At 73.6% G+C, this 18,553-nt stretch carries 16 protein-coding genes; 10 read left to right on the top strand and 6 right to left on the bottom strand.

Features of this window, described 5'->3' with window-relative positions; translation table 11 throughout:
- Positions 1-5: 5 nt before the first annotated feature.
- Both EDD29_RS18500 and EDD29_RS18495 read left to right on the top strand, forming a co-directional pair.
- Positions 6-1,094, top strand: coding sequence for a pyridoxamine 5'-phosphate oxidase family protein (locus EDD29_RS18500; protein ID WP_148086008.1), 1,089 nt, complete (start codon positions 6-8; stop codon positions 1,092-1,094).
- A gap of 139 nt (positions 1,095-1,233) precedes the next feature.
- Positions 1,234-2,001: a hypothetical protein gene (locus EDD29_RS18495; protein WP_123665609.1), complete on the top strand. Its 768-nt coding sequence runs from the start codon at positions 1,234-1,236 to the stop codon at positions 1,999-2,001.
- Here EDD29_RS18495 and EDD29_RS18490 read toward each other — a convergent pair.
- The 4 genes from EDD29_RS18490 to EDD29_RS45505 form a co-directional block, all read right to left on the bottom strand.
- A complete protein-coding gene (locus tag EDD29_RS18490; RefSeq protein ID WP_148086007.1) occupies positions 1,958-2,989 on the bottom strand; it encodes a DUF8094 domain-containing protein in 1,032 nt (343 codons plus the stop codon). The genes EDD29_RS18495 and EDD29_RS18490 overlap by 44 nt on opposite strands.
- Before the next feature lie 289 nt (positions 2,990-3,278).
- Positions 3,279-3,602 carry a hypothetical protein gene (locus EDD29_RS18485; protein WP_123665607.1) on the bottom strand — a complete coding sequence of 108 codons (324 nt, stop codon included), beginning with the start codon at positions 3,600-3,602 and terminating at the stop codon, positions 3,279-3,281.
- Positions 3,603-4,154: 552 nt separating this feature from the next.
- Positions 4,155-5,201, bottom strand: coding sequence for a cation diffusion facilitator family transporter (locus EDD29_RS18480; RefSeq protein ID WP_123665606.1), 1,047 nt, complete (start codon positions 5,199-5,201; stop codon positions 4,155-4,157).
- A gap of 94 nt (positions 5,202-5,295) precedes the next feature.
- Complete coding sequence (locus EDD29_RS45505; protein WP_170201460.1) at positions 5,296-5,451, bottom strand: hypothetical protein; 156 nt, start codon at positions 5,449-5,451, stop codon at positions 5,296-5,298.
- Between the two features lie 201 nt (positions 5,452-5,652).
- Between EDD29_RS45505 and EDD29_RS18475 the strand changes: the two genes are divergently transcribed.
- On the top strand, positions 5,653-5,970 hold the full coding sequence (locus tag EDD29_RS18475; RefSeq protein ID WP_123665605.1) for a helix-turn-helix domain-containing protein: 318 nt from the start codon (positions 5,653-5,655) through the stop codon (positions 5,968-5,970).
- 23 nt (positions 5,971-5,993) lie between these two features.
- On the opposite strand, the gene EDD29_RS18470 is transcribed toward EDD29_RS18475, so the two are convergent.
- Positions 5,994-10,904 carry a DNA-binding protein gene (locus EDD29_RS18470; protein ID WP_123665604.1) on the bottom strand — a complete coding sequence of 1,637 codons (4,911 nt, stop codon included), beginning with the start codon at positions 10,902-10,904 and terminating at the stop codon, positions 5,994-5,996.
- A 275-nt stretch (positions 10,905-11,179) separates the two neighbouring features.
- On the opposite strand from EDD29_RS18470, the gene EDD29_RS18465 reads away from it, so the two are divergent.
- Positions 11,180-11,545, top strand: coding sequence for a group I truncated hemoglobin (locus EDD29_RS18465; protein ID WP_123665603.1), 366 nt, complete (start codon positions 11,180-11,182; stop codon positions 11,543-11,545).
- 48 nt (positions 11,546-11,593) lie between these two features.
- Here EDD29_RS18465 and EDD29_RS18460 read toward each other — a convergent pair whose 3' ends face one another.
- Positions 11,594-12,391, bottom strand: coding sequence for a helix-turn-helix domain-containing protein (locus EDD29_RS18460; protein ID WP_211359782.1), 798 nt, complete (start codon positions 12,389-12,391; stop codon positions 11,594-11,596).
- Between the two features lie 105 nt (positions 12,392-12,496).
- On the opposite strand from EDD29_RS18460, the gene EDD29_RS18455 reads away from it, so the two are divergent.
- From EDD29_RS18455 to EDD29_RS18430, 6 genes are all read left to right on the top strand, one after another.
- On the top strand, positions 12,497-13,498 hold the full coding sequence (locus EDD29_RS18455; protein ID WP_123665601.1) for an ABC transporter substrate-binding protein: 1,002 nt from the start codon (positions 12,497-12,499) through the stop codon (positions 13,496-13,498).
- Between the two features lie 70 nt (positions 13,499-13,568).
- Positions 13,569-14,804: an enterobactin transporter EntS gene (entS, locus tag EDD29_RS18450; RefSeq protein ID WP_123665600.1), complete on the top strand. Its 1,236-nt coding sequence runs from the start codon at positions 13,569-13,571 to the stop codon at positions 14,802-14,804.
- 115 nt (positions 14,805-14,919) lie between these two features.
- On the top strand, positions 14,920-15,729 hold the full coding sequence (locus tag EDD29_RS18445; RefSeq protein ID WP_211359781.1) for a siderophore-interacting protein: 810 nt from the start codon (positions 14,920-14,922) through the stop codon (positions 15,727-15,729).
- Complete coding sequence (locus EDD29_RS18440) at positions 15,719-16,708, top strand: iron chelate uptake ABC transporter family permease subunit (protein ID WP_123665598.1); 990 nt, start codon at positions 15,719-15,721, stop codon at positions 16,706-16,708. The genes EDD29_RS18445 and EDD29_RS18440 overlap by 11 nt, the downstream gene beginning before the upstream one ends.
- A complete protein-coding gene (locus EDD29_RS18435; RefSeq protein WP_211359780.1) occupies positions 16,705-17,724 on the top strand; it encodes a FecCD family ABC transporter permease in 1,020 nt (339 codons plus the stop codon). The genes EDD29_RS18440 and EDD29_RS18435 overlap by 4 nt, the downstream gene beginning before the upstream one ends.
- Positions 17,721-18,497 (top strand): ABC transporter ATP-binding protein, encoded by a 777-nt coding sequence (locus EDD29_RS18430; protein WP_123665597.1) that lies wholly within the window; start codon positions 17,721-17,723, stop codon positions 18,495-18,497. Before EDD29_RS18435 ends, EDD29_RS18430 begins: the two co-directional genes overlap by 4 nt.
- Positions 18,498-18,553: the final 56 nt, after the last annotated feature.

Raw genomic sequence — 18,553 nt, 5'->3', positions numbered from 1 at the left:
TAGGCTTGCCCAAGTCAGGCGGGACGATCACCAGCTGGGGCGGGCACATGCGGGCCATCACTTCGGTCAAGGACCTCGAATCGGTCGTCGGGCGGCGCCTCCTCCCTCCGATGATGAAGTCGATCAGCGAGCTCGACGGACACTGCCGGGTGTTCGCCGAGCTCTCGCCGCTCGGGTTCCTGTCGTTCGTGGACGGCGACGGCCGGGACCGGACCGTCGCCGTCGGCGGCGCGCCGGGATTCGCCGCGGTCATCTCGGACACGAGCGTGGCGCTCGACCTGCCCGACGGCCTCGGCACGCCGCCCACCGGGTCCGGCGCCGCGCTCCTGCTCCTGGTCCCCGGGCTGCGCGAGACCCTCCGCGTCAACGGCCGGCTCACCGCGCGGGACGGGAAGGCGAGCCTCGCCGTCGAGGAGGCGTTCCTGCACTGTGCCAAGTGCGTCATCCGGTCGCGGCTGTGGACCCCGGACCTGGACGCCGCGGCGACCCCGCTTTCCGTCGCCGCGGCCGCCGAGGGACCGCTCTCGGACGAGCGCCTCACCGGCTTCCTCGCCCGCAGCCCGTTCGCCGTCATCGGGTCCCGTGACGCCTCGGGCGCCGCGGACCTCAGCCCGAAGGGCGACCCTCCCGGCTTCCTCAGGATCCTCGACGGCGGCACGATCGCGATCCCCGACCGTCCCGGCAACCAGCGCACGGACACCTTCCACAACATCGTCGAGCACCCCGGCGTCACCGTCCTCGCCATCGTCCCCGGCGAGGAGCACGCGCTGGAGCTGGCGGGCACCGCCGCGATCACCGACGACGCGGACCTCCTCGCCCCGATGGAGGTCAAGGGGAAACGCCCCCATGCCGCCCTCCTCATGACGGTCACCCGCGCGGAGCTCGTCCATCAGCCGTCCCTCGCCACCGCCGGCCCCTGGGACCCGGCGCGGCAGCCCGCCGACCTGGACCGCCTCGACCTCCGCGGCGCCTGGGTCGACCACGTCAAGCAGAACAAGCGCACCGGCCTCGCCGCCGCCCTCCTCCGCAAGGCGGCCAACCCGGCCATCACCGACGCGGGCATCCGGATGGACTACAGGCGCAACCTCTACTGACGCGTACCCGTCACGGCCGGCGTTCTGCGAGGATGCGGCAGCTCACGTCCGCCCCGCGCCTACCGGAGATCGCCATGTCGACGCCCCAGCCCGTTGGGCCCGCTCCGTCCCGCTGCCGCGCATGGCCCGGGTGGTCCCGGTGAGCGACCGTCGGACGGCGACGACGCGGCTGGTCGAGGTCTACGGGCCGCGGCTCCGCACTGAGATCGCCGAGCATCTCGAGAGGGCGCTGCGGGCCGGGGAGCTCGGGTGGACGATCGAGTGCCTGGCGGAGGAGATGGTGGCCGCACGGGTCCGGCCCGAGGCCGGGGACGCGGTCGAGTTCCGGCGGCTGCTGACGGGGTTCCTCCTCTCCCCCGACTGCCCGCCCGACATCAGGGACCTCGTGATGTTCGGCCAGGATCCGCCGGAGGACCACCTGGTCCACTTGCTCGAGGGGCCGAGCCCGTTCGACGTCCGGGCTGCCGTCGTCGAGGGGTTCGGGCTCCCGGTGGACGAGATCGGGATCCTCGTCGACGGAGAGCCCGCCGCCGGAATGCCGGAGTCGCCGATGGTGCTCGTCACCGCCGATCCCGGATCCGGCGTCCAGGGGGTCACGTTCAACGCGGGGCGGGTGTTCGTGGCGCGCACCGGGGGCGCGACGGAACTGTCGGTCGCCAAGACGTTGTGCCGGGCGCTCGGCACGGGGGCGATGCTCGGCCCGCACGGCCTGACGCCGAACCAGTGGGTCCTGGTGACCGCCGAGGGCGGGCACGGGGTCGTCATGGTCGACGGCGAGGCGAGCGACGAGGGCCGCTGGGAGATCCGCTTCGCCTATGAGGCCGTCGAGGGCGCCCCGCACCTCCCCTCTGGCCCCCCTGACCTCAGCTTCCGGAGGCCGCCAGCGGGTGGCGGTTGTGCGCGATGACGTCGATGGAGTCGCCGTCCGGGGTGACGAGCGCGGCGAATTGGACGACCGCTTCGCCTGTGTATCCGTCCTTGTAGAAGTGGCGGAGGAAGGACTCGTCGCTCCCCTCGGTGCTGTAGGAGTAGGTCTCCTTGTCGACCGGGACGAACGGGTTGTACCAGCCGGGCAGGTAGACGCGGTCGAAGCCGGTGTCCTTGTTCGCGCCGCGCCGGTAGGAGTCGGTGAGCGCCACGGAGTACCAGACGAGGGCCCGGCCGTCCGCGGTGCGCAGAGCGAAGTCGGGGTCGTCGGTCCGTTCCCGCCAGTGGCAGCCGCCGGTGAACCCGTAGCCGGTGAACTGGCGGTGCGCCTCGCCCAGGCAGTAGTCGAGGAAGAACCGTGTCGTGTGGTCACCGGGGACGAAGTGGCCGGGGACGTCGCCATCGGCCCTGTTCGGGTCGTTGAGAAGGGCGGCGTGTTCACGGCTCAGCCGGGCCGCGTCCAGCGCGGGCACCGCGGTCGGCGCCGCGCCGCCTCCGGCGCGGGCGAGTTCCGGCATGCCGCCCGGGCCGAAGTACACGGTGTTGCGGAGCTTGTAGCCGTCGTCCTCCCGGACGAAGAGCAGCCCCTTGCGGAGGTCCTCGGCCGCCGCCGCGTCGACCATGAACCACGCGGGATCGCCGTCTCCCTCCGGCACATGGAAGACCGGGTCCTCGTAGAAGAACTCGCGGACGGGCGCGTCTCGTCCCGCCCTGATGTTCTTGTAGGAGGCGAGGTCGGCCTCCAGCACGGGCCCGGTCTCGATCGCGGAGATCAGCGCGTCGGAGATCTCCTTGTTCGCTTTGTTGTTGGCCGTCTGGAAGTCGGCGAACACCTGACGCGCCTTGGCCTCCCGCGTCGGAGCGGCCTCCTCGGCCACGGCCGCGCCGTCCCGCGCCGGCACTGCGGTGCACCCGGCCAGCGCGACGATCACCACGCCGAGCACCGCGACCGACCGCGCTCTTCGCACCGATCCCACAGCTGACCTCCCGTCGACGCGGCGTCAGCGGAAGATCCGGTCCCCGACCGCGGCCCTCCGATCCTCCCCTCCCGGACGTCCCGCCCGCATGGGGCAGAAGTCCCGCACCACGTGCCGGGCCGCTGCGGCCAGGAGCCGGTGGCGCAGAAGGCGGAGCCGCCGAGGGTCCGGGTGAGCGGCGTCCAGTCGGCGCCCTGGCCGGTCCAGCGGTCGGTGTAGGCGGGGTGGCGGGACGCGGTGAGGGTGGCCCTGCGCAGATCCTTGTCGAGGGTGGTACCGGTCAGGGTGAGGCCGTCGAGGACATCCTGGCCGAAGAGCGCGGGGCGCGGGTCCCGGTCGTCGAGGACGTCCGCGGCGGAGGGCTCCGGACCGTTCTGGACGGTCCAGGCCGTGGTGCCGAGCAGACGACGACCCTGTGCGGCGCCGCGTCGGGGGCCTCCGCGCCGCCTCCCGTGAGCTGCTTGCCCGCCGGGCAGTCGACCAGGGATCCCGGGCTTTCGAACAGGTCGAGTCCCGGCCCCTCGGGCAGCCGCTCGACCTCGCTGTCCCAGTCGCCGGCCACCGTGCCGAGGTACTCCAGGCCGGACGGCGCCGCGGCGCACATCGCCCGGGCCTCCAGCGTCCACGGCCTGCCGTACCCGTCGGCGTCCTCGTCGGGCCCTGACGGCGTAGCCGCTCCCGTCCGGCTCGGGCCGCAGCCCGCTCACCCGCGCCTCGCGGCCGCCGCCGACGACCCGGCCGCCGCCGCCCAGGACCTTCGTGCCTTCCGGGCACTTCGCGAGGGCCGTGCGCGCGACGTCCCGAGGAGCGCTCGCTGACCGCGTCGGCCCGCACCAGGCCCCGCACGGGCGTCGCCTCCGACACCAGCGGGCAGTCCCGCACGTCGTCCTGGCATCCGGCCGCCGGCAGCAGCGCCACCGCCCGCGTGCGCCGACCCGAGGAACCCACGGCCCACCCCTCACGAACCACGCCCAGCCCCCGGACCACCGCAGGTATCGCGCCCGGCCCCACCGCGCGCCACCGGCCGCGACCGAAGTGAGACGGCCCGGGCAGGGGTCAGGTCACCGGCCCGAGCACGGCCGGGAAGCGTACGGCCCCCGCAGCGACCGCTGCCTCGCCGAGCGGCCGACGGCCTGGGAGCGACCCGCCCCGGACGTCAGGGGCTTCCGTCGGGGAAGGGGTCGAGGCCGGTGCGGCGGCGCTGGCCCGGGCCGGGGGTCGGGTCCAGGTAGACGCGGCGGATCTGCGGGAAGCGCTCGCGCAGGCGGGACTCGGCGCGTTCGCAGGCCCATTCGATCTGGGCGGCGGTGACGGTGTCCAGGAAGTCGATCTTCGCGGCGGCGAGGGCCTCGGCCGGGCCCTGGATCAGGGTGGTCAGTTCCAGGACGTCCTGGATCTCGGGCACGGCGAGCAGTTCGGCGCGGATCGCCTCGCGGACGCGGGCGGGCAGGGGGCGGCCGACGAGGAGTTCGGCGTTGGAGCGGCCCAGCACCCAGGCGACGTAGACGAGGAGGGCACCGATGAGGAGCGAGGCGACTCCGTCGAACACCGGGGAGCCGGTGAGGTGGGCGCCGGTGAGGCCCCCGGCGGCGAGGACCAGGCCGACCAGGGCCGCGGAGTCCTCCAGCACGACCGCTTTGACCGTGGTGTCCGCGGTGTGCCGCAGGTAGCGGCGGAGCGGGACGCGCGCGCGGGCCGCCTCGCCGCGCATCTGGCGGTAGCCGGTGCGGAGGCTGAATCCCTCGAGGACGAACGCGACGCCGAGGACGATGTAGGAGATGGTCGGGTCGCCGAGTTCCTCCCCGACGACCAGGGTGTTGATCCCGTCGTAGATGGCGAAGACCGCGCCGCCGACGAAGGTGGCGACGGAGGCGAGCAGCGCCCAGACGTAGCGGGCCGCGGCGTAGCCCAGAGGATGTGCCTCGTCCGCGGGGCGGGCGCTCTGCCGCAGGGCGGTGAGCAGCATCAGCTCGGTGACCGTGTCGGCGACGGAGTGCGCGGCCTCGGCGAGCATCGCGCTCGACCCGCTGATGATCCCCGCGATCGCCTTGGCGACCGCGATCCCGAGGTTGGCCCCGGTCGCGACGAGGACGGTGAAGGTGGATTCGCCCTGATCGGCCCCGGGACCGCCGCCGACGTCGAAGGCCGGGCCGACGGGGTCTCCCGCACCGGTGTCATCAGATCCCGCCGAAGATGCCCCCATGTCCGTCGAGTATGCCCGACCCGTCCGGTCGGGCGGTGGAGGCCGCGCCCCGGTTCCCCCGCCGGCCCGTGGAGCCGGCGGGGGAACCGCGCGGTCAGTCCCGGCGGGACGCGCGGCGGGTGCCGGGCTCGGCGAGTTCGATGATGTTGCCGAGGTCGTCGGAGATGCACCGGCTGGGCGACGCCGCCGCGGCGGTCTTCCGCGAGATCGTCGTCCTCGCCGCGGCCCCCGGCACCGCGGACGAGACCACGTTCCGTCTCGCCGTCCTCGCCGGAATCCCCGATCCCCATGGCGGGCCTCCGGCCCCGGAACCCGAAGACCCAGGCCGGGACGGAGAACTTCGCCGAACCCGTTGAGCGGACGCCGGTCGAATGGTACGAAGGGGCGATTCCCTTCGCCACGCGGCGGCAGGGGTCCATGTGGTGCGCCGGGCAGCGGAGGAACGCGACGGATGAGCGGGAACTCGCCGTGGAACGACCTCGGGGCCGGGCGCGCCGAAGGCGTGAGCGGGGAGGCCGCGCTCGCCGAGGGCAGGCGGGAACCGCTCCCCGAAGCACTCGGGCACAGGCTCGCGGAGATCCGGCGAGCGCGCGGCCTCACCCAGGAACAGGTCGCCGAACGCATGGGCGTCACCAAGAGCCGGGTCTCCCAGATCGAACAGGGCAAGATCTCCGGCCAGGACGTCCTCTCCCGCTACGCCACGGCCCTGGGCGGCCGCCTCCACCAGGCCATCTACTTCGCCAACGGCGACATCAGCACGATCGCCTGACCCCGCACGGGTGTATTTGCGTTTCACGGTCGGGTGGGGGGTGGGGGTGATGCCGGGGTGTCGTGGCCGGGGAGGTCGCCGATGGTGATGCGGTGGTGGGCGCGACGGTAGAGGGTGGGGGCCGGGTCGGTCGGGAGGGTGGGGAAGAGGGTGGTCTCGCCGGCTTCGGCGATGGGGTAGAGGGGGTGTTTCCAGGCTTCCAGGAGGCCCTTCGGGCTGCGGGACTCGGTCCAGGGGCCGGGGAGGAACAGGGTGCGGGAGGCTTTGGCGCGGCGGGCCTCGGTGACCAGGGCGGTGGCGGCCAGTTCGATGCGGGCGGCCTTCAGGCGGGCGGGTTTCCAGCCGGTCCAGCGGGCGGTGTTGCGGTCGGTCGGGTCGGGCATCGCCAGCAGCATCAGGTACAGTGCCGCCGCGTCCGGGGAGAGCGCGTGTGCCGCGGCCACCTCGGCGACGAGGTCGGGGACCGAACGCGACGGGTCCTGGGGGTACCAGGTGCCGTCGGGCAGGCGGTCGCCCTCGACCGGGTCGCCCGGGTCTTCGAGCAGGGCGGCGAAGCTCTCGTCGCGGGCCGTGCGCAGGGCGAGCCGGAGGGCGCGCAGCGCGGCCTCCTGGGAGCGGGAGCGGCTCGCCGATTCCAGCAGGACGAGGCGGGGATCGTCGGGGTCGGCCTCCATGAGGGCGACGTTCACACCGGCGACATGGAAATGGTCGTGCGGCAGGACGAGGACCGCGCCGTACCGGGCCCAGCCTTCGCCCTCCTCGTCCGGTGGGCCGGCCTGACGCACGAACTTCGGCCCGTCGACGTAACCCTCGGCCTGGACCAGCCCCGGGTTGGCCAGGCGCTCGCGCACCGCGGCGAATCCCGCCGGGAGCCGCGCGCGCAGCGGGTCGCCCGCGGGCAGCCGGTGGGCCAGCCAGGCGAGCAGGCCGATCGCCGCGCGCAGCTCCTTGGTGGTGAAGCCCTCGCCCCGCACGGAGACTCCCCAGCGTTCGATCTTGTGCGCGAGATCAACGGTCAGCAGCGGGGAGCTCGCCGGATCGAGCAGGGCACGCGCGCGCTCGCGGGTCGGGCTGTTGCGCTCGAAGTCCTTCTCGGCCTCGACCAGCAGCGCCTCGGGTACGGCGAGCCGCCGCGGGACCTCGCGGTTCCACACCTCGGCGGCCGCCGCAACGTCCGGGCCGTCGGTCCACAGCCGCGCGGGGTCGGCGGGCAGCAGCGCGCCGAGGATCTCGGCGCGGGCCGCGCGGGACATCTTCGGCAGGTCGGCCCTGGCCACCTTGAGCTCGGTCGCCGTGCGGCGCAGGATCTTGCGGGTCTCCTCGGGAATCGGCGCGTCTTCGGCGCCGTGCCCGAGCAGCCCCGACACCACGAGGGTCGCGATGGTCGGGGTGACCCCGGTCAGCCGGGCGAACTCCTCGGCGCGCGCGGGGTTCCACGGGAGGTGCCCTTCGGCGTCCAGGAGTTCGAGGACCTTCGCGACGGGGGCGTGCGGCAGGGCGTCGGGGGCGGGCAGCTCCTCCAGGACCTCGTAGGTCGAGGGAATCTCGAAACGCCCGGACGGGTCGTGGAAAAGCGCCGTCAGCGCCCGTGTGCCGTCCTTTCTCCGGTGCTGCGCGGCGACGGCCAGGAACGCTCCGCCGTCGAGTGGGAGCAGGCGCAGCGGGTGGTCCCGTTTGTTGTCCGCGGTCAGTTCGAGGAGATGAGCCCGCCATCCACCGGGTTCCGGCTCCGCCAGCCCGGCGTCGCCGAGCAGCCCGAGCACCGAGCGCAGCGCGGTCCGCTCTTCCGCGGGCAAGACGCCCGCCGCGGCGCGGAAGGCGATGGCGGCGCGCCCTTCGACGACCGAGAACAGGTCGGCGCTCTGCGGATCGACCTTCAGGACGGAATCGTCCGCCGTTTCCGGGTGGGCACCCGTGCGCAGGCGGCCGACCTTCCGCAGCAGATCCGCGAACGCCGCAGGGTAGCGGCCGGCCCATGGGTTGTACGCTCCGTCGTACAGGCCATCGAGTGCGCTCAGCAGCACCCTTTCCTTGGGCGCATCGGATCCCGCCACGGGAGCGACCGGGGTGAGCGCGTGCCGGATCTTCCGGCCCTCCTCGGTGATCCGCGTACGGGCGCGCGCGGCGGCCGTGACGACTCCGGCGACGCCCGCGGCGAGCCCGGGATGGGTGATGTCCGGCAGCAGCTCGCGCACCCGCTCGCTGCTTTCGCCCGCGTCGAGGAGCTTGACGGCGAGGTCCCGGTCCACCCGGCGCAGCGCGACGGAGCCGCGCGGGTCTCGCGGAACCGCGTACGTCCAGTAGTGCGCGGGCGGTACCGCCGAACTCCCGGCCGCGAAAGTGCGGGGGTAGGAGAGTTCGGCGAGGAGCAGGCCGTCCGGGCCGAACAGCGCGGGTACGGCGCGGCGGAGCACGTCGCCGAACGCCCCGACGGCGCGGGTCCGGTCGTCGCCGGGCAGGCGCAGCGGCCACAGGGCGTCGAGGAGCCCTTCGTCCGACGCGTCGCGGTCCACGGCGATCGCGGGTGAGACGGTCCCCGCCAGGTCCTCGCCCCGCACCGTCCCGTCGGGCAGGCGGACCATCCGGTGTCCGACCAGCCCGTCCAGGACCGCGCCGACCGGGGTGTCGCCCGATCCCGGGAAGGGCGCGAGGAACCCGCCGAGGAACGCCTCGCCCGGCTCGGCGAAGAACGCGGGCAGGGCCCGGCCGCCGACCGTCCCCTTTTCCGGGTCGAACGCATACCAGACCGGACGTTTCTTGAGGTACCACCGCGCCCAGTACCCCCGTCCGTCGGAGGCGAACTGCGCGCGGCCCGGCGCGAGGGCGTCGCCCCTGCGGATCACCGCGGTCCCGGTCGCGCGGCCGCCTCCGGGAACCTCAAGACTGATCTTCTGGAACCTGGCCGCCTCCGAGAGCACGTCTCCGTTCACGTGCTCACCGGCCAGCCGCACGACGTCGGCGGGCCTGGTGTGCCAGTATCCGCTGACCTCCTTGCGGTACTGGGCGCACCACTGCACGAGCAGTTCACCGTCGACGTACCGGAAACCCAGGTGGAACGCCTCGTCCGGCAGCCGCAGCGGTTGGTCCAGCACGACGCCGGAGCCGTCGATCACCAGCGCGCGGGTGCGGCTCGCCACCACCAGGTAGGGCCATTCCTCCGCGATCACCGGGCCCTCGGTGCCGGGCAGGGGATGAATCTTCCCCGACGGCTTCACCGGCTCGGGGAAGAGCGTCGCGACGGCGTCCTCGAACGCGGGCCACGAGAGCTCATCGAACACGCCGCCGCGCAGCGTCCGCGCCAGCAGGTCGGGCAGATCGACCTCCAGCGCGGCGCGCACCGCCTTCTCGGCGCTCCGCAAGGCCCTCGGGTGAACCTCCGCGAGCCTCCACAACGCGGTCCCCAGCCCTGGCAGGCCCGCCGCACCGACCCGCGCGGCCTTCTCCTCGGCGTAAGCGAGGACGTGCGGGCGCAGCGCGGGCGTCTCGGCGAGCATCTGCGGAGCGGGAGCATCTCGCGGCGACACGTCGAGGCCGACACGCAGGGCCCGGGCGAAGCGCGGGTCGGCGCACAGCGCGACGAGGTCGCGGCGGCTCTCCTGCCGCACCCAGTGGCCGAGGCGCAGCTTCTGGTAGGGCGCGAGGGCGTCGGCGACGGGAATGCCGAGTTCCAGCAGCAGGTCGAGCAGGTCGACGCTCTGCGGGACGGCCAACGGCACGCCGCGGGCGACGAGTTCGGCCCGCAGCCTCCCGGCCATCCCCGAGACCAGGGATTCCAGCCTCTCCATCCGGCGCTCGCCGCGCCACCCGGCGGCCACCAGGAAGCGCTCCAGCCAGCCGAGCACGCCGTCTTCCGGCCCCGCTCCAGATGACGCTCGGTGCTCTTCCGGCCGATGGACCGCGCCGTCGTCCGGGCGACCGGAATCCACGGCCCCGTCGGCGAGCAGCGCAGCGGCGCCGGTCTGCGCCAGCAGGTCGAGCCAGAGGTCGAGGAACTCCTCGTCCGGCCTGTTCGGCATCGTGCGCAGAAGGAGGCCGCGGATCTCGGGGCGTTCCCCGGCCAGCGCGGCCAAGGCCGTCCGATGGGTCCTCCACCATTTCTCCGGGGCGAGGAGGGTCGCCGGGAACCCGAGCATCACGGCGAGGTGGTCGCGCTCGATCCGCGCGGCGTTCCCGGTGGCCGCCTTGGCGAGCCGACGCAGGTCGGCGGCCGTCGTCGCGGCCGGAGGCACCCCGCCCGACGCCAGCCGCCGCAGCAGACCGGTGAACCGGCTCAGGGCCTCGTCCGGGGGGAGGCGCAGGGCGAGTTCCTTGGAGAACTCCGAGAGGCCCCGGTACGGCAGCGCCCCGGCCAGGGCGAACTCCAGGACCACCTCGTCGGCCCGGTCCTGGTCGATCGGCAGGGCGTGCTCGCTCTCGGCCTTGCGCGCCTCGGCGAACATCTGCGCGGCGAAGTCCCGTTCCCTCGCGGTGAGGAACTCCCGGCCCGCGCGCTCGTAGAGCGTCGGCAGAAGGTGCGGGGCATAGGCCCCGACGCGCTCGCCCAGCCGGAGGAAGGCTTCGCAGGCCCGCTTGGCGTTCTCCGTCGTGAGCCGGGACAGCCGGTCGACCTCCGGCACCAGCGCGATCGCGTGGTGGCCGTCCTGCGGCCGGTACACCAGCACCCAGTCGGGGAAACCGAGCCGGGCCCGCGCCGCGAACCCCACGACCTCCGCGCCGCCGACCCGCGTCAGGCCGAAGTGAGCCAGCGCCGCGTCCTCGGCCTCCCCGGTCTCCTCCGGCGCGAGCCGGACGACCGTGCGGCCGGGCAGCCCTGGACGCCGGTACGCACGGGCGGTCACGGGCAGGCCCGCACCCCGGTCGGCGGCCTCGGGGTGCAGATAAGCCCCCGCCTCCAGCAGCTCCGCGACGCCCTCGACACCGACGCTCCGACCCATAGCCCTCACCTCATCATCCGACGACCCACCGGGGGAGGCCGGGAAAACGGCGGCTCCACGACCATGATCAGAACCTAGCCGCCGTCACCGACATTTTCCGCCGCACCGTGAATCCGCCCGCCCTGGACCTCCATCCGGGACCTCCGTCCGGAGCCGCCGTCCGGGGCCGCCGCGAGCGCCGAAGCGGGTCTTGTGGGTTCCGGATCCGGTGTGCTCTAGTGGAGCTCTGATACTCAGGTACGAATAGAGTTTCAATGTATCAAGGAGGCCATCGGATGGGCATCTACGACGCGATCGGCGGCGCCGCGGCGGTCCGGGCCGCGGTGGACGACTTCTACGTCAGGGTGACGGCGGATCCCCAGCTGAACGGGTATTTCACCGACAGGGACCTGGACCGGCTGAAAGCGCACCAGCGGGCCTTCATCGCCGGGGCCGTCGGCGGCCCGGAGATCTACCGCGGCCGCGACATGGCGGCCGCGCACGCCGGGCTCGCCATCACCGACGCCCACTTCGACCGCGTGGTCGACCACCTCGTCGCCACCCTCGAGGACCTGGGCGTTCCCGAGGAGACGATCGCCGAGATCGGCGGCACCCTGGCACCCCTGCGCGCCTCCATCGTCGACGTGCCCGCGTCGGCGTGAAGGCCCCGCCGCCGCTCGACCGCCGCTCCGCCCGGGGAGCGCCCGCGGTCAGCGGCGGCGGACGTACCGGCCCGGGGTGCTGCCGTACTCCTTGGCGAACGCCTGGACGAACGCCGACGGGCTCGCGTAGCCGACCCGGTGGGCGACCTGGGCGACCGGCAGGGACTCCTTGAGGAGTACCCGGGCCGCCTGGAGCCGGGTCCGGGTGCGCCACCTCGTGTACGACATGCCGTACTCGCACTCGAAGTCCCGTTGCAGGGTCTTCACGCTGGTGCAGAGGACGACCGCCCACTCCTCCAGCGGCGTCGGGTCGGCGGGCTCGCGGGTCAGCGCGCGGGCGACGGTCACCGCTAGGCCGCGCCCGGCCGGGCGGCCGCCGGAGAACTCCCGGGTGGTCGCGCCCAGGCCCGCCATGATGCGGGCGCGCGCCTCCAGCCCGTCGGCCTCGGGCACGCCCGGGGAGGCGAGGAGCCGGATGAGGCGGGCCGCCTCGGGGTCCACCGAGACCGCCGCGACCCGCGCCTTCTTCAGCGCCGGGGGGATCTGGCGCAGCCACAGCCGGTAGGTGGTCTGGTCGGCGCCCGCGCTGACCTGGTGGCTCACCGCCTTGCGCACCCAGAACGCCTCGCGCGGGCCTACGAACCTGCCGTCCTGCCCTGTGAGGGTGGCGAGCATGCCGTCGGGCGACCAGTAGAGCTGGTGCAGGAAGTCCTCACGGACCTGGCCGAAGTCCAACGGCCTGGTGGCGCCGTACTTGAGCACCATGATGCCGTCGGGTCTGCCGATTCCGTAGCCGTAGTCCTCACACCAGTCCGGATCGGTGGTGAAGTGACCGCTGACCGACACAGGTTGACCTCCCATCGATATCGGGCCGAAGAAAGGTAAGGCTAGCCTAAGTGTCACCTTCGAGTTCTTCGGAGGTCCTCTCCCCAGGTTTTCAAAGGATTTCGCATGCCCTCTCGCAAGCCCTGGCGTCTCGCCGGCGCCCTCACCCTCGCGCTCGCCCTGACCGCCACCGCCTGCGGCTCCGGTGAGAAGGCCGCCGACGAGACCGGCCCGGCCGCCACCCGTGTCTTCACCGCCGACAACGGCGACATCACCATCCCGGCGGACCCGAAGCGGGTCGTCGCGACCGGCTACGCGGTGCCCGCCCTCATCGAGGCCGACGCCGCGCTCGTCGGCATCTCCTCCTGGCAGCGCGGCCTGCCCCTGATGACCGCGGAAGACCGCGCGACCTACGACAAGCTGGAGAAGGTCGCCGGCGAGGCCGCCGCCGAGACCAACTACGAGGCCATCGCCGCGGTCGACCCCGACCTCATCGTCATCGGCGTGCCCGCGCCCGTCCTCGCCGACGTCGACGTGAAGCGGCTGGAGTCCATCGCCCCGGTCGTCGCGATCGGCCCGACCCTGCCCGACGCCTGGCGCGACCGATCCCGGCAGCAGGCCGACGCCGCGGGCCGCCTCGACGAGTTCGAGGCCGACGAGCAGGCCTACGAGGACAAGGCCGAGGGCCTCTCCGACAAGTACGAGGACGCCCTGGCCGGTCTGAAGTTCGGCCACGTCGGCGGCTACGGCGACGCGGCGGCGGGCACCTTCCACCGCGAGTTCGCCGGTTCCTGGGGCACCAACGTCGCCACCGACATCGGTGTGACCTACTACGGCGAGGTCAAGAAGAAGGGCGGCGGCAGCGCCGACGTCAGCGAGTACCCCTCGATCGAGGAGCTGCCCGCGAGCTTCGCCGACGCCGACGTCATCACCTACTCGGTGACCGCCGACGGCACCCCTTCCGAGGCCGTCCAGTACGTCCTGGACTCCGCGCTGTGGAAGAACCTGCCCGCGGTCAAGGCGGGCAAGGCGTTCCCGGTGCGGTACACCGAGGCCGCCACCTACCCCTCGGCGCTGATGACGCTCGACGCCCTCGACGCGACGCTCGCCCCGCTCCTCAAGGGCTGAGCACTCCCGCAGGTCCGCCGCCTCCCATCGAAGGGAGGCGGCACCCCACCTCCCTTCGCGAAGGACCGACATGCGGATGCGTGACCTCGTGCTCGACACCGCGCCCCTGCGGGAGAGCCCGGCCTTCCGGGCGATCTTCGTCGCCAGGACCGTGTCGCTGCTCGGCATCGGGATGGCGGCGGTCGCGCTGTCCTACCAGGTCTACGACCTGACCGGATCGTCGTTCGGCGTCGCCGTCACGACCGCGGTGATGAGCCTGGCGATGCTGCTCGGCTCGCTCGCGGGCGGGGTCCTGGCCGACCGGATGGACCGCCGCCCCCTGATCCTCGCGGCCCGGGCCGCGGCGGGGCTGGGCTTCGTCGGGCTGGCCGCCAACGCCTTCGCCGCCGAGCCCTCGCTGTGGGCGGTGAACCTGTGCGTCGCCTGGAACGGCCTGGCCAACGGGGTCAGCACGACCGCCCTCATGACGGCCACGCCCTCGCTGGTGCCGCCCGGACGGCTTCCGGCGGCGGGCGCGCTCATCTCGGTGACCGGCCAGATCGGCTCGATCGCCGCGCCCGTCATCGGCGGGGCGGTCATCGCGCTGTGGAGCCCCGGCTGGGCGTATACCGTCACCGCGGCCGCCACGGGGCTCACCGTCCTGCTGCTGACCCGGGTCGGGCCGCTGCCGCCCAGGCGACGACCGGACGAAGAGGGCGCGGTCACCCTGCGCTCGGCGTTCCGGTTCGCGGCACGCCATCCGACGGTGGGCGGGCTGCTCCTGCTCGGCGCGGTCACCGCCCTGTGCGGGGTGCCCACCGTGCTGTTCCCCGAGCTCGTCGCCACCCGGTTCGGCGGCGCGGAGATCGTGCTCGGCCTGCTCTACACCGCCCCCGCGGTCGGCGCGATGGCCGTCTCGGCGACCAGCGGATGGCTCGGGCGCACCCGGCGCCCCGGGCTCGTGCTGCCGGCGGCGGCGTGCCTCGGCGGCCTGGCCACCGCGGGGTTCGGGCTGAGCGGGACGCTGCCCGTCGCACTCGCGATGCTCGCGGTCACCGGGGCGGCGGGCGTCGTCTACGAGGTGCTGGAGTACGCCCTGGTGCAGCACTTCACCCCGGACGGCCTGCGCGGCCGGATCAACGGGGTCGTCGGCGCCGAGGACACCACCGGACGCGTCCTGGCCGGCGCCGAGGCGGCGCTGCTGGCCCGGTGGTTCAACCCGGGCGGGGCCGCGGTCGTCAACGGGCTGGTCTGCGCGGTGACGGCGCTGCTGGTGGCCGCCATCGTGCCCGGCCTGCGCAGAGCGACCCTGCCCCGGGCGCCCTGATCGGACGGCGAAGTGTCCTGTGACCGACACAGGATGGCCTGCCACCGATATGGGCCCCGCAAAAGGCAAGGCTAACCTAATCACCCCCGACTACCACCGAAGGACCCGGCGAACCATGGACCGCACCGATCCCCGCGAGCGCGTAGCCCTGCACCACCGAGAGGGAAGCGGCGTGGTCCGCATCGGCTACCCCATCTGCATCCGCACCACCACGGTCCTGCGGCGGGTCCAGGTGACGTCGCACGTCGTCCGGGTGACCGTGGGCGGACCCGGCCTCGACGGGTTCCACAGCTACCAGGCCGACGACCACTTCAAGATCGTCTTCCCGGACCCGGACGGCGTCCTCCGCCTCCCCGTCCAGGACGCGGAGCTGTCACTGGACTGGCCGCACCCGTCGCCCGCCTCCCGCAGGTACACCGTGCGCCGCCTCGACGCCGGGGCCCGCGAGATGGACATCGACGTCGTCGTGCACGAGGGCGGCGTCGGCTCGGCCTGGGCCGTCTCGGCCGCGCCCGGCGACACCGTCGCCATCGCCGGCCCACCCGGCGCCAAGGCGTTCCCGCACACCTACGGCCACTACGTGTTCGCCGTCGACCTGACCGCCGTTCCGGCGGTCGCCCGCTGGCTCGAGGAGTCCCCCGCCGACGTCTCCGCGCAGGTCGTCATCGAGACCGACGACGCCGCCGACCACGCCTACCCGCTGGCGTACCGCGAGGGCGTGGAGGTCACCTGGCTCGTCCGCTCCGGCACCCGCTCCTCGCTCGCCGAGACCGTGCGGGCCCTCACCCTGCCCGACACGCCGACCTTCCTGTACGCCGCGGGCGAGGCCGACGACATCAAGCCGCTCCGCGCCTGGAGCAAGGGCAGGCTCGACTCCCTGTTCACCGGCTACTGGAAGCGCGGAGTAGCCGATCTTGAGGACTGACCTCACCCGGCGGGTCGTCCTCCTCGCCGGTTCCCTCACCCTCCTCGTCGCGGTGGCGGTCGCGAGCGTCTGCGTGGGCGCCCAGCCGATCGCGCCCGGTGAGGTGCTGCGCGCGTTCACCGACCACTCCGGCAGCGCCGAGCACCTCATCGTCCGCGACGTGCGGGGCCCGCGCACGGTCCTCGGCCTCTGCGTCGGCGCGGCGCTCGGGACGGCCGGGGCCCTGGTCCAGACGCTGACCCGCAACCCGCTCGCCGAACCCGGCATCCTCGGCGTCACGGGAGGCGCGGCGTTCGCCATCACGATCGGCGCGTCGGTCGGGCTCGCCGGATCGCAGGCCGCGCAACTCCTTCTGGCGCTCGCCGGTGCCGTGCTCAGCGCGCTCATCGTCTACGCCGTCGGACGCACCGCGCCACTCCGGCTCGTCCTGGCCGGCACCGCACTCACCTCGCTGCTCGCCGGAGTCTCCCTGGGCCTGCGCCTCCTCCAGCCCGACGTCTTCGACGAGTTCCGCTTCTGGTACGTCGGCTCCCTCGCCGGACGCGAGCAGACGCCCTTCCTGCTCCCCCTCGTGCTGCTGCTCCTCGCGCTCGCCGGGGCCATGGCCGCGACCCGTCCGCTGAACGCGCTGGCCCTCGGCGAGCAGGTCGCCGCGACGCTCGGCGCGCGCGTCCGGCGCGTCCGGGTGGCGGTCCTCGCCCTGATCACCGTGCTCGCCGCGACGGCCACCGCGGTCGCGGGCCCGATCGCGTTCGTCGGCCTGATCGTGCCCCACCTGGCCCGGCGCCTGGCGTCCGGCTCGATCCCCTGGCTGATGGCGTACACGATGGTGCTGAGCCCGGTCCTGCTGGTGGCCGCCGACGTCATCTCCCGGGTGCTGCTGCCCACCGGCGAGGTCCCCGTCGCGATCGTCACCGCGTTCCTCGGCGGTCCCGCGCTCATCTGGGCAGTGCGACGGTACGGAACGGTGGCGCTGTGACGTCCCTCGTGCTGCGGGCCGGACCCGTGTCCGCCCGGGTCGAACGCCGGACCGTCGTCGTGTCGGCGGTGCTCGTCGTCATCGCGGCGGCGCTCGGCATGCTCGGCCTCTGCTACGGGGCCGCCTGGGCCACGCCCGGCGAGGTGCTGGCCGCGCTGGCGGGTCGCGGCGGCTCCTCGGTCGTCATCGTCGAGTGGCGGCTGCCCCGGGTGACCGCGGCGCTCGTCTTCGGCGCGGCGCTGGGCGTCGCCGGGGCGGTCTTCCAGAACCTGACCCGCAACTCCCTCGGCAGCCCCGACATCATCGGCCTCGACGCGGGCGCCTACACCGGCGCGCTGCTGGGCACCGTCCTGCTGTCGGGCGGCGCCGCCACCCTCGCGGCGGGGTCGATCGTCGGCGGGCTGCTGGCCGCCACCGCGATCTACCTGCTGTCCTGGAAGTCCGGCGTGAGCGGGCTGCGGCTGATCGTCATCGGCATCGCGATGAACGCGATCCTCACCGCGCTCAACGCCTGGATCGTGCTGCGCTCCGAACTCGAGATCGCGATGGCCATGACCGGCTGGAGCGCGGGCTCGCTCAACGGGGTCGACTGGGCCGACCTCGCGCCCGGCCTGCCCGTCCTCGCGGTGCTCTTCGCGCTGATGGCCGTGCTCGCGCAGGCGATGCACCAGAGCACGCTGGGCGACGAGTTCGCCGCGTCCACCGGGGTCCGGCTGAACGTCCTGCGCCCGCTGGTCGTCGTGGTCGGCGTCGGCTGCACCGCGACGGTGACCGCGGTCGCCGGGCCGATCGTGTTCGTCGCGCTGGCCGCCCCGCAGATCGGCCGCAGGCTCACCGGTGCGGCCGGGGTCCCGTTCGTCCCCGCCGCGCTGAGCGGCGCCGTGCTGCTGATCGCCGCCGACCTGGCCGCCCAGATGCTGCTGGCCCCGGTCTCGCTGCCGGTCGGCGTCATGACGACGGCCGTCGGCGGCACCTACTTCATCTGGCTGCTGTTCAAAGAGACCAAGAAATCATGAAATCGCGACTCTCCGCCCAGAACCTCACCCTCGCCTACGGCGACCGGGTGATCTCCACCGCGCTCACCCTCGACGTCCCCGACGGCGCCTTCACCGCGGTCGTCGGCGCCAACGCCTGCGGCAAGTCGACGCTGCTGCGCGCCCTCGTCCGGCTGCTCTCGCCCAGTGAGGGGACGGTCTCCTTCGACGGACACGACGTCGCCCGCACCCGTCCCAAGGCCCTGGCCCGCTCGCTCGGCTTCCTCCCCCAGGCCGCCGACGCCCCCGAGAACATCCTCGTCCGCCAGCTCGTCGCCCGCGGCCGCTACCCGCACCAGACCTTCGCGTCCACCTGGTCGGCCGAGGACGAGCGGGCCGTCGCCTCGGCCCTTCGAGCGGCCGACGTCGCGGATCTCGCCGACCGGCGCGTCGAGGACCTCTCCGGCGGCCAGCGCCAGCGCGTCTGGGTGGCCATGGTCCTGGCCCAGGAGACGCCCTACCTCCTCCTGGACGAACCCACCACCTACCTGGACATCACCCACCAGTACCAGCTGCTCTCCCTCTTCGCCCGCCTCCGCGACGAGGGCCGCACCGTCATCGCCGTCCTGCACGACATCAACCAGGCGTGCCGCTACGCCGACCACCTCGTCGCCATGAGGCACGGCGCGATCGTCGCCGAAGGCGCCCCCTCCGACATCGTCACCGCCCCCCTCATCGAGAAGGTCTTCGACCTCCCCGGCCTCGTCGTCCCCGATCCCGTCACCGGCACGCCCATGATCGTTCCCACCCTCTGACCGAGGCCGCGGGCGGCGCAGGGGCCGTTGTTCCCTTACCGGATCGGCTCCGGCGC

Origin of the sequence: Actinocorallia herbida, from assembly GCF_003751225.1 — a bacterium.
In the GTDB taxonomy this organism is placed as follows: Bacteria; Actinomycetota; Actinomycetes; order Streptosporangiales; family Streptosporangiaceae; genus Actinocorallia; species Actinocorallia herbida.
The sequence above is the reverse complement of the archived record's forward strand: the minus strand, read 5'-3'. Positions and strand labels throughout refer to the sequence as shown.